Raw genomic sequence first — 12,693 nt, forward strand, 5'->3', positions numbered from 1 at the left:
ATCATGGCGATGGATCTCGACGAGATGCTGCAGAAGATCAAGGACAAGCAATGGGCCCTGGTCGACATCGACTGGGACGCACCGGGAGCCGAGCTCATCGACGCCGACCTGTGGGCCAAGCTCAAGCCGTTCATGACCGATCTGATGTGGATCGAGAACGTCGGCGCCCGTGGCTTCGCGGCCCTGGCCAAGAAGGCGCCGACCCCGACGCTGAAGAGCATCTACGAGCACTTCCACGCCGAGGAGCAGAAGCACGCCAACGCCGAACTGGCGCTGATGCGCCGGTGGGGCATGCTCGAGAATGACGAAGTCCCGCCGCCGAGCGTCAACGTCCAGCTGGTCATCACGTGGCTGGACAAGTTCGCCGATGGCATGTCCCTGTCGATCCTCGGCACCGTCATCCCGATGCTGGAGGTTGCCCTCGACGGTGCGTTGATAAAATTCATCACCGACGAGGTGAAAGACCCGGTGGCCCAAGAGGTGTTCAAGCGGATCAACTCCGACGAGTCCCGGCACCTGGCGGTGGACTTCGAGGTCATGGATATCCTGGGCCACGCCGGAATGCGCAAGTTGGCAGTCGAATTCGTCGGCAGCTGGCTGAACCCCGCGCTGGTGATCGGCACCCTCAGCTACTTCCCGCTGCTGAACAAGATGCGCGACAACATCGTGGCCATGGGCGTCAACGAGGAACGGCTCTACCAGGCCATGCGCCGTTTCCGGAGCGTCGGTGAGCGAAGCGAATTCGTCCACCGGGTGCCGATGTACCGGTTCATCTCGTGGCACAGCAAGAAGGTGATCGACCGCAGCTCGAAGTACCACTGGATGGCCGACTCTCTGGTGAAGGTCACCGGCGCCATCCCGATATCGTTGGTGCGCAACACCCCGACGTGGTCGCAGGAACTGACCTACGAGCCGGTGGCATGATGACCCTTTCGGTAGCGATCATCGGTGCCGGTTTCGCCGGAATCGGCGCAGCCATCCGGCTCCAGGAACAAGGCGTCACCGACTTCGTCATCTACGAGCGGGACACCCGCGTCGGCGGCACCTGGCGGGACAACACCTACCCGGGTGCGGCCTGCGACATCCCGTCGCGGTTGTACTCCTACAGCTTCGCGCCCAACCCGGACTGGTCGCACACCTACTCGGGCAGTGCTGAGATCCTGCAGTACATCGACAGCATGGTCGAGTCCGCAGGCCTGGACGACTCGATTCGCTTCGACCACAACGTCACCGGCGTGACCTACGACCAGGTGGCGGGGGAGTGGACGGTGTCCTTCACGGGCCGCCCGGAGGTGCGCGCCCGGGCCGTCATCATCGCCTCCGGCCCGTTGGCGAACGTGAGCCTGCCCGCCATCCCGGGCATCGAGACGTACGAGGGCAAGAAAATCCACAGTGCCCGTTGGGATCACGACTACGACTTCACCGGCAAGAAGGTCGCCGTCGTCGGCACCGGCGCCAGCGGCGTGCAGATCGTCCCCGAACTGGTGAAGGTCGCCGAGTCGGTCAAGGTGTTCCAGCGCACCGCGGGCTGGGTGCTGCCGCGCGTCAACACCCCGACCGCCGACTGGGCAAAACGGATCTACGCCAAGGCGCCACTGGCCGAGAAGCTCATCCGGTCCGCCTGGTTCTGGGGCCACGAATCGGTGGCGCTCGGCGTGGTGTGGGACACCCCCTTCACCCGCGTGGTAGAGGCCGTCAGCATGGCGAATCTGCGTCTACAGGTCAAGGATTCGTGGCTGCGCAGGCAGCTGAAGCCGGACTTCTCGGCCGGCTGCAAGCGGCTGCTGATGACCAGCGAGTACTACCCGGCTCTGCAAGCCGACAACTGCAAGCTGGTGACCTGGCCGATATCGCGGTTGTCGCCCAACGGGATTCGGACGGTCGAGGGTATCGAGCACCAGTTCGACGCGATCGTGTTCGCCACCGGGTTCGACGTGTCCAAGGCCGGAACCCCGTTCCCCGTCACCGGCATCGACGGGCGCGATCTGGCATCGGAGTGGAGCCGGGGTGCCTACGCCTACCGCAGCGTCGCGGTGTCGGGCTATCCCAACCTGTACTTCACCTTCGGCCCGAACTCCGGGCCGGGCCACAGCTCGGCGCTGGTGTACATGGAGGCGCAGATCGACTACATCACCGGGGCGATCGCCAAGCTGCTGCAGTTCGGCTGGAAGGCACTCGACGTCCGGCCCGAGGTGCAGGCCCGCTACAACGAGGACATCCAGCGCAGGCTGGAGTCGACCACCTGGAACTCCGGCTGCCAGAGCTGGTACCTGACCGACGACGGGTTCAACGCGACGATGTTCCCCGGGTTCGCCACCCAGTACGTCAACCAACTCAAGACGCTGGACCTCGCCGACTACCGGATCACCGTGGCGGATAGCAGCAGTGCCCCCGTCCTGACCGCATAGAATTCGCTGGTGACCGAGTACCGGATCGACGACCTCGCTCGCGTGGCGGGGACGACAACCCGGAACGTGCGCGTCTACCAGGAGAGTGGGCTGCTGCCGCGGCCGCAGCGCCGCGGCCGCGTCGCCATCTACACCGACAAGCATCTCAGTCAACTGCAGGCGATCATCCGGTTGCTCAGCGAGGGTTTCACGGTCAAGCACATCCTGAAATTCCTGACCGGACTGCAGCGCGGGGAGGGTCTGGTCGAGGTGCTCGATCTGACCGATCTGGGGGAGCTGGTGACCGAGCCCTGGTCACATCCGGTGTCCGAGACCATGACACGCGCACAACTCGAGGCTCTGCTGGGCCCGCTGAACGCCGCCACCCTGCGGCGTCTGGTCGCCAACGGTGTCGTCGAACCGAGCGGGGCCGGCGAGGATGCGGATACGTATCTGGTGCGGGACCGGCGGGTCATCGACGACTTCGGGAAGCTGGTGTCCCGCGGGATGCCGTTGGCCGCGATCCTCAAGACGACCGCCGCGGTGGACAAGAAGCTGGACGAGGCGGCGCAGTCGCTGTCCGGCGCCGGGCACACCGAAGTGGTCCGGCAGCGCGGCACCGGCTGGTATCCCGGAAACGAAGCGGAACTGGCATGGGCCGCAGACCTGATCGACGCCATGCGCCGGGTGGCCCGGCGCTCGGCGCACGCCAGCCTGGACCGCGCACTGGACGAAGCCGTGCGTGCCGAGTTGCGGCGTTACCAGCAGGGGGAGCAGGAGACATGAAAAGGCTCAAGGTCTTGGAGGACATCTCCGAGTTGCGGCGGTCGGCCCAGTTCATCGCCGACAACATCGCCGAGCTCAGTGAGAGTGCCGCGGGCATCAACCGGCACGCGGAGATGATCGCCGCCGAGATCAAATCCCTGACCGAGGCCGCCAGCGGGATCGACGCCTCGGCGGAGAAGATCGCCGCGGGCGCCAATTCCATCGCCGAGACGCTGCCCAGGATTCAGCGGCTGGCCGAAGTGGTCGACCCGCTGGAGAGCACCGTGGCGCGGTTAGGCTGGGTGGTGGACCGAATTCCCGGCGGAAAGCGAACCCAGTCATGACGACCACGCAACGCAGAGGCTTCAACGACGCCGTCACCCGCTTCTGGAGTTTCGCGGCCCCGGCCTACAACCAGCAGTGCCTGCAGCGCTGGGTGTATCAACCCGCCCAGGACGAGGTCATCGCCCAGCTACGGCAGCACGGGTCCCGCCAGATCGCCGATATCGCCTGCGGGACCGGCATTCTCGCCGACCGGATCCAGCGTGAGCTGCAGCCCGACGAGGTGTACGGCATCGACATGTCCGACGGCATGCTCGCGCAGGCCCGCAAACGTTCCGACCGGGTGCGCTGGAAGTCGGCGCCCGCCGAGGAGCTGCCGTTCGAGGACGGCTTCGTGGATGCGGTGGTGACGACGTCGGCATTCCACTTCTTCGATCAGCCGGCGGCGCTGCAGGAGTTCCGCCGGGTGCTGGCCCCGGGCGGCCTGGTGGCCGTCACGACCATCAGCCCCCGCCAGGCGCTCCCGCTGCACGCCCTGTCCGCCGCGCTGTGGAATCCCGCGCACAACCCCAGCGAGCAGGAGATGCGCACCCTGTTCACCGACGCCGGTTTCACCATCGCCGATCAGCACCGGGTGCGCAGGCCCATCTGGACGCCCATCTCGGATCTGATCACCGTCGGCGTCAGACCGTGAGGTCCACCAGTACCGGCGCGTGATCGCTGGGCTGCTTGCCTTTCCGTTCTTCCCGGACGATCTCGGCGTGCGTGACGCGGGACGCGAATTCCGGTGAGCCCAGGATGAAGTCGATCCGCATGCCCTGCTTCTTGGGGAAGCGCAGCTGGGTGTAATCCCAGTAGGTGTACACACCCGGGCCCGGCGTGTGAGGCCGCACCACATCCGCGAACCCGGCGTCGGTGAAGGCGCGGAATGCGGCCCGCTCCGGCTCGGAGACGTGCGTGGAGTTCTGGAAGATTTCGATGTCCCAGACGTCCTCGTCGGTGGGGGCGATGTTCCAGTCGCCCATCAGGGCCACCGGACCGGGCCAGGCTGCGGAGGAAAGCCGCAGGGCCTCAAGCCATTCCAGCTTGTAGGTGTAGTGCTTGTCGGCGAGCGTGCGGCCGTTGGGGATGTAGAGGCTCCACAACTTGACCCCGCCGCAGGTCGCGCCGATGGCCCGCGCCTCGGCCAGACCGTCCCACAACGGTTGGCCGGGGAACCCGATCTCGACGTCGTCGAGGCCGATCCGGGAGGCGATCGCCACCCCGTTCCACTGGTTCAGTCCGACATGGGCGACCTCGTAGCCCAGCGCGGCGAACGGCATCGACGGGAACTGCGCGTCGGTGCACTTGGTCTCCTGCATGGCCAGCACGTCCACGTCGGCGCGGGCCAGCCAGTCGGTGACGCGGTCGACGCGGGTCCGGATGGAGTTGACGTTCCAGGTGGCTACACGCACGCGAGATCCTTTCGCAGGGCGGTGAAATCGGAGATGGTCTTGGTGGCGACGGAGGCGACGGGACGGGCGTTGCGGCCGGTCGCCTCGGTCTTGGACACCATCACCACCCCGTCGATGTAGGGCTGGATGGTGGTGGCGTTCTGCACGGTGGCCACGATGACCAGCTGGAATCCGAACTTGCGGAACGCCTCCAGGGCTTGGGAGGCGAACTGCGGGTCGGACTTGGAGAACGCCTCGTCCAGCATGAGCTGCGCGAAAACCGGTGTGTTGTCGCCACTCTCGGGGTTGGCCAGGTTGAAGCTCAGGGCGCCCGCCAGGCAGAACGCCATCAGCTTCTCCTGCTCGCCGCCGGAGTTGTCGCCGGCGTTGCTGTGCGTGCGGATCAACTCGTCGCTGCGCACATCCCATTCGGCGCAGTCGAAGGTGAACCGGTTGCGCACGTCCAGCGCGTCGCGCGTCCAGTTGCGGTCCTCGGGTGCGGTGCTGGCCAACCGGTTTCGCAGGCGCAGGATGTCCGCGTACTGGTCCAGGATGGCCTTCTTGTCACCCATGCTGACCTCGGTGACCCGGCGGGAGATGGCCTTGACGATCTCGGTGAGCTCAGCGACCGCGGTGAGGCTGCGCGGGATGGCGCGAAGCGTCAGCCGGGTGCCGCGGTTGAACTCGACCGCGCTCAAACCGCCGTTGACGCGCTCGATCTGCTCGCTGATCCGCCGGGTCTCCTGCTCGGCCACCCGGTGCAGGGTCAGGATGGCGTCCGGGGCTTGCTCGGTGATCAGCCGCATCATCCGGTCGTAGGCATCCGGAAGTTCGCGTTCGTCGATGTGACGGCACACCGCGACGTAGTCGTGCACCCGTTCGTCGAGATCATCGGAGTCGTTGGGAATCGCGTCGGGGAACGACGTGTCGAAGGTGGCGATGATGCGGGACAACTCGTCGTAGGAGCGCCGGCGGCTCTCGGTCAGCTGGTCGCGTTCGCGGCGGATCGCGGAGAACAACGCGTCGCGGTGCGGTTCGGGGTTGAGCAACTCCAGGGCAACCGGTACCTCTGCCGCGTACCGGCGCAGCAGCTCGGTCGCGGGCTCGGAGACTGCCGCGGGTGCCAGCCGGTCGGCCAGCTCGAGGAGCCGGGTGCGCCGGCCGTCCAGGTCGTCGCGCCGGGTCTGGATCGCACCGCGCTTCGTCATCAGCGTCTGGATGCCCGTCCAGCATTCCTCGGCCCGGGCGCTCAGCGCCTCGATGTCCGGATGGTCGGCCAGCAGCAGTTCGTACTGGTCGCGCAGCCGGTCGGCGTGCCCGTCGGCCGTCTCGATGTCGATCTGGCTCCACTGCGGGAACTGTTCGTAGATGGCCTTGCATGCGGTGGCCCGGTCGCGCCACTGCTGGCGTTGCGCCGCAATGTCATCGGCCGCCTTGCGGGCCCGCGCGAAGGTGTCCTCGACCTCGGCCAGCTCGGTGTGCAGTGCCTCCAGTTTGGCGCTGATGTCACCCTGGTAGATGAACTCGGACGGCTTGAGCGGCCGCCGGTCATCCTTGATGGCCAGCCGGTCGGAGTCCTTGTACAGGCCCGCGTCGGTGACGGCGCGGCGGAACCGGGCGAACACATCCGGGGTGTCGACGCAGATGTGGTCACCGGCGGCGGCGATGACGTCGAGCGCCTCGGCGGCACACGCGTGATCGGGGTTGACCAGGAAGAGCTTGCCCGCCAAAGTGTTCGATTCTGCCACGGTCCCGCTGGCACTGTTGCGCACGTGGTGCAGCGCCAGCCGGCCGCGCATGTTCGTCTCATTGACGAACTTCAGCACCTTGGCGTGGTGACGGTCGGGAACCAGCAGCCGCAGGCCGACGCCGCGCAGCACCTTCTCCACCGCGACGCGCCAGCGCTGCTGGTCGGCCCGCAGGTCGAAAAGCTCAGCCACATAAGGCAGTTCGGTCGGATCGACGCCGATCGCCGAGCAGATGTGGTCGCGCATGGTGACGGCGAACTCGGGTAGTGCCGAACCCACCTGCTCGACCCGCTTGAGTTCCTTGGCGGCGTTGTCGCGCAGGATGCGGGCCGACTTCTGGGCGTACTCGGCATCGGTGGAGCCCTCGCGACCCCACTCCAGCTTGCCCAGCATCTCGGTGGCCTGCTTGGTCAGATCCTCACGCAGCTCCCAGAACTCGTCCGCACTGTCCGGGATCTCGATACCCTGCGCGGTGACGAGTTCCTCGAAGGCCGCGCGGCGCCGGGAGACCTCCTCCGCCTGGGACTCGGCCGCGGTCACCTGTGCCTGCAGCGGACCCACGTTGGCGCTGGCGCCGCTGATCTGGGCGTTCAGCGAATCACCCTCGGCCTTGGCCAGATTGAGCTGGCGGGTCAGGTCGGCGTACTCGTTGTCCAACTGGGTGATGCTGGTGTCCAGGCTCTCGACCTGGGCCGGGGAATCCCGCAGTCGCACGTGATCGGTGTAGGCCCGCACCATCGGCAGATCGACCAGATCGATGATGCCCAGATCGCTGGATTCCGAGGCGTAGCGCACCTGGATGGTCTCGATGTCGCCGAGGATCTTGCGTTTGCGCTGCGCGACGGCCAGCAGTTCGCGGGCCTCCACCAGGGGATCGATCTGCTTGAGGGCCTCGGGTAGCCGGGCCAGGCTGTCGGGTTCGTCGAGCATGAAGTCGCGGACGAACTGTTCCAGCCCGCCAACACTTTTCAGCGACTTGGCCTTGCCGAGGAGCTGCTGGGCGGCGTCGGAGGCTCGGATCCCGATGGACGAATAGAGCTGCGCCAGATACTGCGATTCGACTTTGCTGGAGAATCGCCAGCCGTTTATCCCGTCGCTTCGCTCGCCCCGGAAATCTTTGAAGACATTCGCGTCGAAACGCCCTGCGGCCCAGCGGTTGCAGACCTCTTCGATATCCAGATCGCCGTCGCCGAGCACGTAGCGGCTGGAGGAATCCGAACGGGATTCGCCGGTGAGCCATTTGAGCACCAGGCCGGTGATGGCGCGCCCGGTGTTGCTGGTATAGGTGACGGCGATCGCCGACCAGGTGGTGCCGTCCCCGCGCAGGTACATCACCTGGCTGCTGCCTGCGTCGCTGCGTTGTCCCCACGCGCCGCGCACGTACTTGTCGACGGTGCGCCGGCCCGCGCTGGAGCCGGCGGCGGTGTTGTCACCGGACGCGTTGAAGTTCCGTCGGTTGAACGGCAGGAACCCCAGCGAGATCGCGTCCAGCAGTGAGGATTTGCCGCTGCCCGAGGCCCCGGCGATCAGGGCGCCGCCGGGCCCGAAGCCGATGGAGTGGTAGCCGTCGAACACACCCCAATTGATGACCTGGAGCCGGGACAGATGGAACTGCTCACTCATCGGTGGCGCCTCCCTTGCGCAGTTCCTCGAACTGCTGCTGCAACTCGGTGATCACCGAAGCCGTCATGATGGCGCTGATCACCGGGCTGACGGTGTAGCTGTCCTCGTCGTCCCGCGTCTTGCGCAGGATCTCCAGGCCGGCCAGCCGCGCGATGGCGGCGTCGACGCGGGCGGTGAACGTGACGGCGTCGCGGTCGGTGTCGTTGAGCACCCCGGAGAACAGGCCGTGGATCTCGTCGCGACTGATCACGAAGCTGGTGTCGCCGCCGGCGCGCATCATCTGGGCCAGGTGCAGCCCCAGGATGGAGTCGTAGGTGCCCAGCGGTTCGCGGCGCAGCAGCTTGACCCCGCGCGCCGATTCGTAGCGGGCCTGTTCGATGAACGCGATCTCGACACTCTCGACGATCTGCAGTTGCAGGTCGAGTTCGGACAGCCGGACCGCGAGGTCGGCGCGGTACTCCTTGATCCAGCTGTAGATGTCGCTGTCGGACTCGTTGCTCACGTAGCGGCGGGTCAGCAGGTGCTGCAACGCCCAGCACGCGCGGTCGGGCAGCGCGCTGACGTCCCCGTCGAAGCGGGGCCGGCGCTGCTGCGGCTGGGTGGGGCGGCCCGTGCGGTCGACCTCGGGCAGGGAGGCGAAATCAACCGGCGGTTCGCTCACGACGCAACCCCCACGATCGGTTCGGTGAACATCAGGCGCGGAACCTCCATCTCGCGGTCGCGGCCGTCGAGCGAATGGAACCGGACTCGTACCGGTTCGGACGTGCTTTGCCCGGGCTGCTTGAGCGCCCACGACCACAACACGATCACATGGCCCAGATACGCGGTGTCCAACAGGGACACCGCCTCGGGCAGGGACAGCGGGGCGTCGCGCAGGGCGGTGTTGATCATGGCCGACATCGCCGGCGCATCGACCTGGGTGGTCAGCGAGGCGAAGGTGGACAGGTCGACATCGCCGTCGGCGACGACCGCCGGCTTGGGGGCCGACAGGTCGTTGATGCGGAAGCTCAGCGCGCCGACCGAACTGATGGTGTGCCGGGCCAGCGGCACGTCGATGTCCAGACGCGAATCGGTCAGCGACACCTTCAGCAGGGCCCTGGCCGCGCCGATGGCTTCGTTGAGTTGGCGGGCCACGCCGCGGCTCTGCTCCAGCGTGCCGAAGGCGGTGAACCGTTTGACCCGCTGCGCGCAGCGCTGCTGGATGCGTTCCACCTCGTCGATCTGATGCCCGACCAACTCGAAGAAGCCGGCCATCACCTTGCGCAGCGCCGGATCCAGGTCGGGCAGGGCGCCGGCGACCGCCGCGATATCGCCCTCGAAGGCGGAGCGCTGGTCGGGGTCGTTGATCATCCGCAGGAACGCCCGGTGCGAATCGCGGCCGGCCGACTCCCAGGCCTCCTGGTAGTCGGCGTACATCCGGCGCTGCCGGTCGCGGTACTCGATGTTGGTCTCGATCGGGTCGTCGAGCGCCTGGGTGGCCTGTTCGATCATGGTGCCGTACAAGCCGATATCCGTGATCAACCGTTCCATCTGCAGGGCGATGGCCCGGGCTTCGTCGTACATGGACGTGACGTCGGGTTCGGGCCGCAGCCCCGCGTCCAACTGGTCGAGTTCGTGGTGCAGCGCCCCGATCTCGGCTTCGATGCCGGCGCGGATGCGGTCCGGATCGTTGTCGACGCGCACCGCAACCTGCTTGAGCCGCGACGCGATGCCGTTGATCGAGCCGCCGGTCGCGATGGAGTCATTGCGGCGCATCCCGCGGACGAAGTCCAGGGCCCGGCGGGCGTCCTGGGTCAGGTAGCAGACGTTGCGGTCACCCTTGAGCACCCGGTGAAGCCAGCCCTGGCTGGCCCACGTCTTGATCAGCGTCAGCCCGGACTGCTCACCCTCGTCGAGGGTCTCCAGGTCGCGGTCCAACCGGACCACCAGATCGGTCTCGGCGACGACACCGTCGAGCAGGTGGCGTTCCATCAGGGTGGCGTAGACCCCCAGATTCTGGGTGGCCAGCAGCCGGACCGCGCGTGACGATTGCACGTCCCGGTTGAGTTGGAGCAACTCATGCATGGGGCAGGAGACTTTCTGCGCGCAGGTACCGCAGCGTGTGGTGCAGGCGGAAACCCATCGAGTGGTACAGCGTGGCGGCGGGCTCGTTGTCGGCGAGCACCTGCACGTACGCGCGGGTGGCGCCGCGGGTGGCCGCCCAACCGAGCAGAGCCGAACATACCGTGCGCGCGTGGCCGAGGCGCCGCGATTGCTCGGTGACCCGGACCGCGGACAGCCCGGCCCAGCGGGTGCCGTCCGGCGCCGTCGTCACCGCGGCCCGGCCGACCGCGACGCCCTCGAGTGCGGCGAAGGTCACCTCGCCGTCGATGACGGCGGTCAGCACGTCAGCCGGGACCTGGCGTTCATAGAGGCGCAGCCACTCGGCGTCGGGATCGGCGGCGAACGTCACGTCCGAGGTGTCAGAGGGTTCGACCTCACGCACCAGTACCCGGGTGTCCTTGATGCCGGGGTTCTTGACGGGCAGCAGCCGTTCGGGCAGGGCCAGCCAGGCGGGCAGGTCGCGCGCGGCGTACCAGTCGACGATCGCGGGCAGTGCGTGCACATTGGCCTCGAACAGCAGCGGCACCGCCGAGTTGGCCCGGCTGGTGTGGCCGCCACCGGCGCGCAGCAGCCAGCCGTCGCGCCAGTGCTGTTCGGTGCCGGGCCAGGCCAGGGCCGCGGCGTGCTCGAGGTCGCGGATCTGCGAGTTGCGCACCGTGACGTGCGAGAGTTCGCGCACGGACACCACGTCGGCGGGGTTGATCTGGACCGTCTCGCCGGACTTGGTGCGCACCGTGACCAGCGGGCTCGTGGTTTCCAACTCACCTACGACGTCGGTGAGGCCATCGGGTAGGCGATAGCGCAGCGAGACCCGGTCACCGACCGAAGGCACTAGTGGCCGAACGGGTCGGGATCTTCGCCCGGCAGCCAGCTCAGCCCGGGCACGCCCCAATCGTTGGCCTTGACCATCCGCTTCGCCGCGCGGGCGTGCCTGCCGATCAGCCCGTCCAGGTAGGTGAAACCGTCCAGGTGACCCGTCTCGTGTTGCAGCATCCGGGCGAACAGGCCGTTGCCCTCGAGGGTGATCGCGGTGCCGTCGGCGTCCAGGCCGGTGACGCGGGCCCAGTCGGCGCGGCCCCGGGGGAACGACTCGCCCGGCACCGACAGGCAGCCTTCGTCGTCGTTGTCGGGGTCGGGCATCGTCTCGGGCAGCTCGGAGGTTTCCAACACCGGGTTGACGACGACGCCACGGCGACGCGCCGACTTGCCGCGCTCGTCGGCGCAGTCGTAGACGAACACGCGCTCGGTGCGGCCAATCTGGTTGGCGGCCAGGCCAACCCCGTTTGCGGCGTCCATGGTCTCGAACATGTCGGCGATCAGATCGGCCAGCGCCGCGGGCAGCGAACCGTCGGGTTCGACGGGCACCGGGTTGGTCGAGGTGTGCAGTACGGGATCGCCCACGATGCGAATTGGAACAACAGCCACGGTTGGCAAGCTTAAGTCAGCCGACTCGCGGGTAACGATCACGCCCGCGCTACCGCTGCCGTGATTGAATGAGCGCCGAACAACAGTCTTGTGATTCACGGTGAAGTCGGAAGGGCCCAAGGAGCAATATGGACGGCGCTATTGCGCGGACTGAGCAATCCGGGGATGGTTCCGAGCCCGCGGACGGTTTGAGCCGCCGCGAACATGACATCTTGGCCTTCGAACGCCAGTGGTGGAAGTACGCGGGATCAAAAGAAGAAGCCATCAAAGAGCTGTTCGGGCTGTCGCCGTCGCGCTACTACCAGGTGCTCAACGCACTGGTGGAGCGGCCGGAGGCGCTCGCCGCCGACCCGATGCTGGTCAAGCGCCTGCGCCGGGTGCGTGCCAGCCGACAGAAGGCCAAGGCCGCACGGCGGTTGGGCTTCGAGGTCACCTAGACCGCTAGTCTGGGCACCGATGAATCAGCGAGACTCCTCCGGGCTGCCCCTGCGCGCCATGGTCATGGTGCTGTTGTTCCTCGGTGTTGTCTTCCTGCTGATCGCGTTCCAGTACATGGGCCCCGACGACGACAGCGACAGCAGTGGTTCGACCTCGGCGACGGTGACCACCAGTGCCACACCGACGAAGACCTCGGCGGACGCCGCGCCGGCCAAGGCCGATGTGCGGGTGTTCAACATCTCCGAGGTGGCCGGTGCCGCCGAGAACACCGCCACCAAACTGCGCGACGCGCAGTGGAACGTGACCGAGACCGGGAACCTCACGTTGGAGGGTGTCACCGCCACGACGGCGTACTTCGGTGAGGCGCCCGGGGAGAAGGAAGCCGCCGAAGAGGTGGGCAAGCTTCTCAACGTTCCCGTCGAACCGCGGGTACCCGGACTCGCAGAGCAACCACCAGGCGTGATCGTGGCGGTCACCGGCTAGGCTCTC

The 12,693-nt window shown here is 67.1% G+C and carries 13 protein-coding genes; 7 read left to right on the forward strand and 6 right to left on the reverse strand.

Features of this window, described 5'->3' with window-relative positions; all coding sequences use genetic code 11:
- Positions 1 to 3: 3 nt before the first annotated feature.
- Genes AC1DY7_RS00175 through AC1DY7_RS00195 form a run of 5 tightly spaced genes read left to right on the forward strand, consistent with a single transcriptional unit; the run spans position 4 to position 4,128 of the window.
- Positions 4 to 924, forward strand: a complete 921-nt coding sequence (locus AC1DY7_RS00175; RefSeq protein WP_477491627.1) for a ferritin-like domain-containing protein — start codon at positions 4 to 6, stop codon at positions 922 to 924.
- The gene (locus tag AC1DY7_RS00180; protein WP_477491628.1) at positions 924 to 2,408 is read left to right on the forward strand and encodes a flavin-containing monooxygenase; all 1,485 of its coding nucleotides are present in this window, start codon (positions 924 to 926) and stop codon (positions 2,406 to 2,408) included. Before AC1DY7_RS00175 ends, AC1DY7_RS00180 begins: the two co-directional genes overlap by 1 nt.
- Positions 2,409 to 2,417: 9 nt before the next feature.
- Positions 2,418 to 3,173 carry a MerR family transcriptional regulator gene (locus tag AC1DY7_RS00185; protein WP_477491629.1) on the forward strand — a complete coding sequence of 252 codons (756 nt, stop codon included), beginning with the start codon at positions 2,418 to 2,420 and terminating at the stop codon, positions 3,171 to 3,173.
- Complete coding sequence (locus AC1DY7_RS00190) at positions 3,170 to 3,496, forward strand: hypothetical protein (RefSeq protein WP_477491630.1); 327 nt, start codon at positions 3,170 to 3,172, stop codon at positions 3,494 to 3,496. Before AC1DY7_RS00185 ends, AC1DY7_RS00190 begins: the two co-directional genes overlap by 4 nt.
- Complete coding sequence (locus AC1DY7_RS00195) at positions 3,493 to 4,128, forward strand: class I SAM-dependent methyltransferase (protein ID WP_477491631.1); 636 nt, start codon at positions 3,493 to 3,495, stop codon at positions 4,126 to 4,128. The genes AC1DY7_RS00190 and AC1DY7_RS00195 overlap by 4 nt, the downstream gene beginning before the upstream one ends.
- Here the strand turns inward: AC1DY7_RS00195 and AC1DY7_RS00200 are convergent.
- The 6 genes from AC1DY7_RS00200 to AC1DY7_RS00225 are packed head-to-tail and all read right to left on the reverse strand — an operon-like array spanning position 4,118 to position 11,766.
- Positions 4,118 to 4,888, reverse strand: a complete 771-nt coding sequence (locus AC1DY7_RS00200; RefSeq protein ID WP_477491632.1) for an exodeoxyribonuclease III — start codon at positions 4,886 to 4,888, stop codon at positions 4,118 to 4,120. The two genes, AC1DY7_RS00195 and AC1DY7_RS00200, sit on opposite strands and share 11 nt — an antisense overlap.
- Positions 4,879 to 8,238, reverse strand: a complete 3,360-nt coding sequence (locus tag AC1DY7_RS00205; protein ID WP_477491633.1) for an ATP-binding protein — start codon at positions 8,236 to 8,238, stop codon at positions 4,879 to 4,881. The genes AC1DY7_RS00200 and AC1DY7_RS00205 overlap by 10 nt, the downstream gene beginning before the upstream one ends.
- Positions 8,231 to 8,899 (reverse strand): DUF4194 domain-containing protein, encoded by a 669-nt coding sequence (locus AC1DY7_RS00210; protein WP_477491634.1) that lies wholly within the window; start codon positions 8,897 to 8,899, stop codon positions 8,231 to 8,233. The genes AC1DY7_RS00205 and AC1DY7_RS00210 overlap by 8 nt, the downstream gene beginning before the upstream one ends.
- Entirely contained in the window at positions 8,896 to 10,302 is a 1,407-nt protein-coding gene (locus AC1DY7_RS00215) for a DUF3375 domain-containing protein (RefSeq protein ID WP_477491635.1), read from the reverse strand. Before AC1DY7_RS00215 ends, AC1DY7_RS00210 begins: the two co-directional genes overlap by 4 nt.
- Positions 10,295 to 11,173 carry an N-acetylglutamate synthase, CG3035 family gene (locus AC1DY7_RS00220; protein ID WP_477491636.1) on the reverse strand — a complete coding sequence of 293 codons (879 nt, stop codon included), beginning with the start codon at positions 11,171 to 11,173 and terminating at the stop codon, positions 10,295 to 10,297. The genes AC1DY7_RS00215 and AC1DY7_RS00220 overlap by 8 nt, the downstream gene beginning before the upstream one ends.
- A complete protein-coding gene (locus tag AC1DY7_RS00225; RefSeq protein ID WP_477491637.1) occupies positions 11,173 to 11,766 on the reverse strand; it encodes a peptide deformylase in 594 nt (197 codons plus the stop codon). Before AC1DY7_RS00225 ends, AC1DY7_RS00220 begins: the two co-directional genes overlap by 1 nt.
- Positions 11,767 to 11,894: 128 nt before the next feature.
- Between AC1DY7_RS00225 and AC1DY7_RS00230 the strand changes: the two genes are divergently transcribed.
- Positions 11,895 to 12,203, forward strand: a complete 309-nt coding sequence (locus AC1DY7_RS00230) for a DUF3263 domain-containing protein (protein ID WP_477491638.1) — start codon at positions 11,895 to 11,897, stop codon at positions 12,201 to 12,203.
- Between the two features lie 19 nt (positions 12,204 to 12,222).
- On the forward strand, positions 12,223 to 12,687 hold the full coding sequence (locus tag AC1DY7_RS00235; RefSeq protein ID WP_477491639.1) for a LytR C-terminal domain-containing protein: 465 nt from the start codon (positions 12,223 to 12,225) through the stop codon (positions 12,685 to 12,687).
- Positions 12,688 to 12,693: the final 6 nt, after the last annotated feature.

The sequence above is a fragment of the Mycobacterium sp. P2_H7 genome, assembly GCF_056403275.1.

What these genes read in the sequence shown, in the direction of transcription:
- AC1DY7_RS00175 (WP_477491627.1), top strand. Translation starts at nt 4, where the DNA reads ATGGCGATGGATCTCGACGAGATGCTGCAGAAGATCAAGGACAAGCAA.
- AC1DY7_RS00180 (WP_477491628.1), top strand. Translation starts at nt 924, where the DNA reads ATGACCCTTTCGGTAGCGATCATCGGTGCCGGTTTCGCCGGAATCGGC.
- AC1DY7_RS00190 (WP_477491630.1), top strand. Translation starts at nt 3,170, where the DNA reads ATGAAAAGGCTCAAGGTCTTGGAGGACATCTCCGAGTTGCGGCGGTCG.
- AC1DY7_RS00195 (WP_477491631.1), top strand. Translation starts at nt 3,493, where the DNA reads ATGACGACCACGCAACGCAGAGGCTTCAACGACGCCGTCACCCGCTTC.
- AC1DY7_RS00205 (WP_477491633.1), bottom strand. Translation starts at nt 8,238, where the DNA reads ATGAGTGAGCAGTTCCATCTGTCCCGGCTCCAGGTCATCAATTGGGGT.
- AC1DY7_RS00215 (WP_477491635.1), bottom strand. Translation starts at nt 10,302, where the DNA reads ATGCATGAGTTGCTCCAACTCAACCGGGACGTGCAATCGTCACGCGCG.
- AC1DY7_RS00230 (WP_477491638.1), top strand. Translation starts at nt 11,895, where the DNA reads ATGGACGGCGCTATTGCGCGGACTGAGCAATCCGGGGATGGTTCCGAG.
- AC1DY7_RS00235 (WP_477491639.1), top strand. Translation starts at nt 12,223, where the DNA reads ATGAATCAGCGAGACTCCTCCGGGCTGCCCCTGCGCGCCATGGTCATG.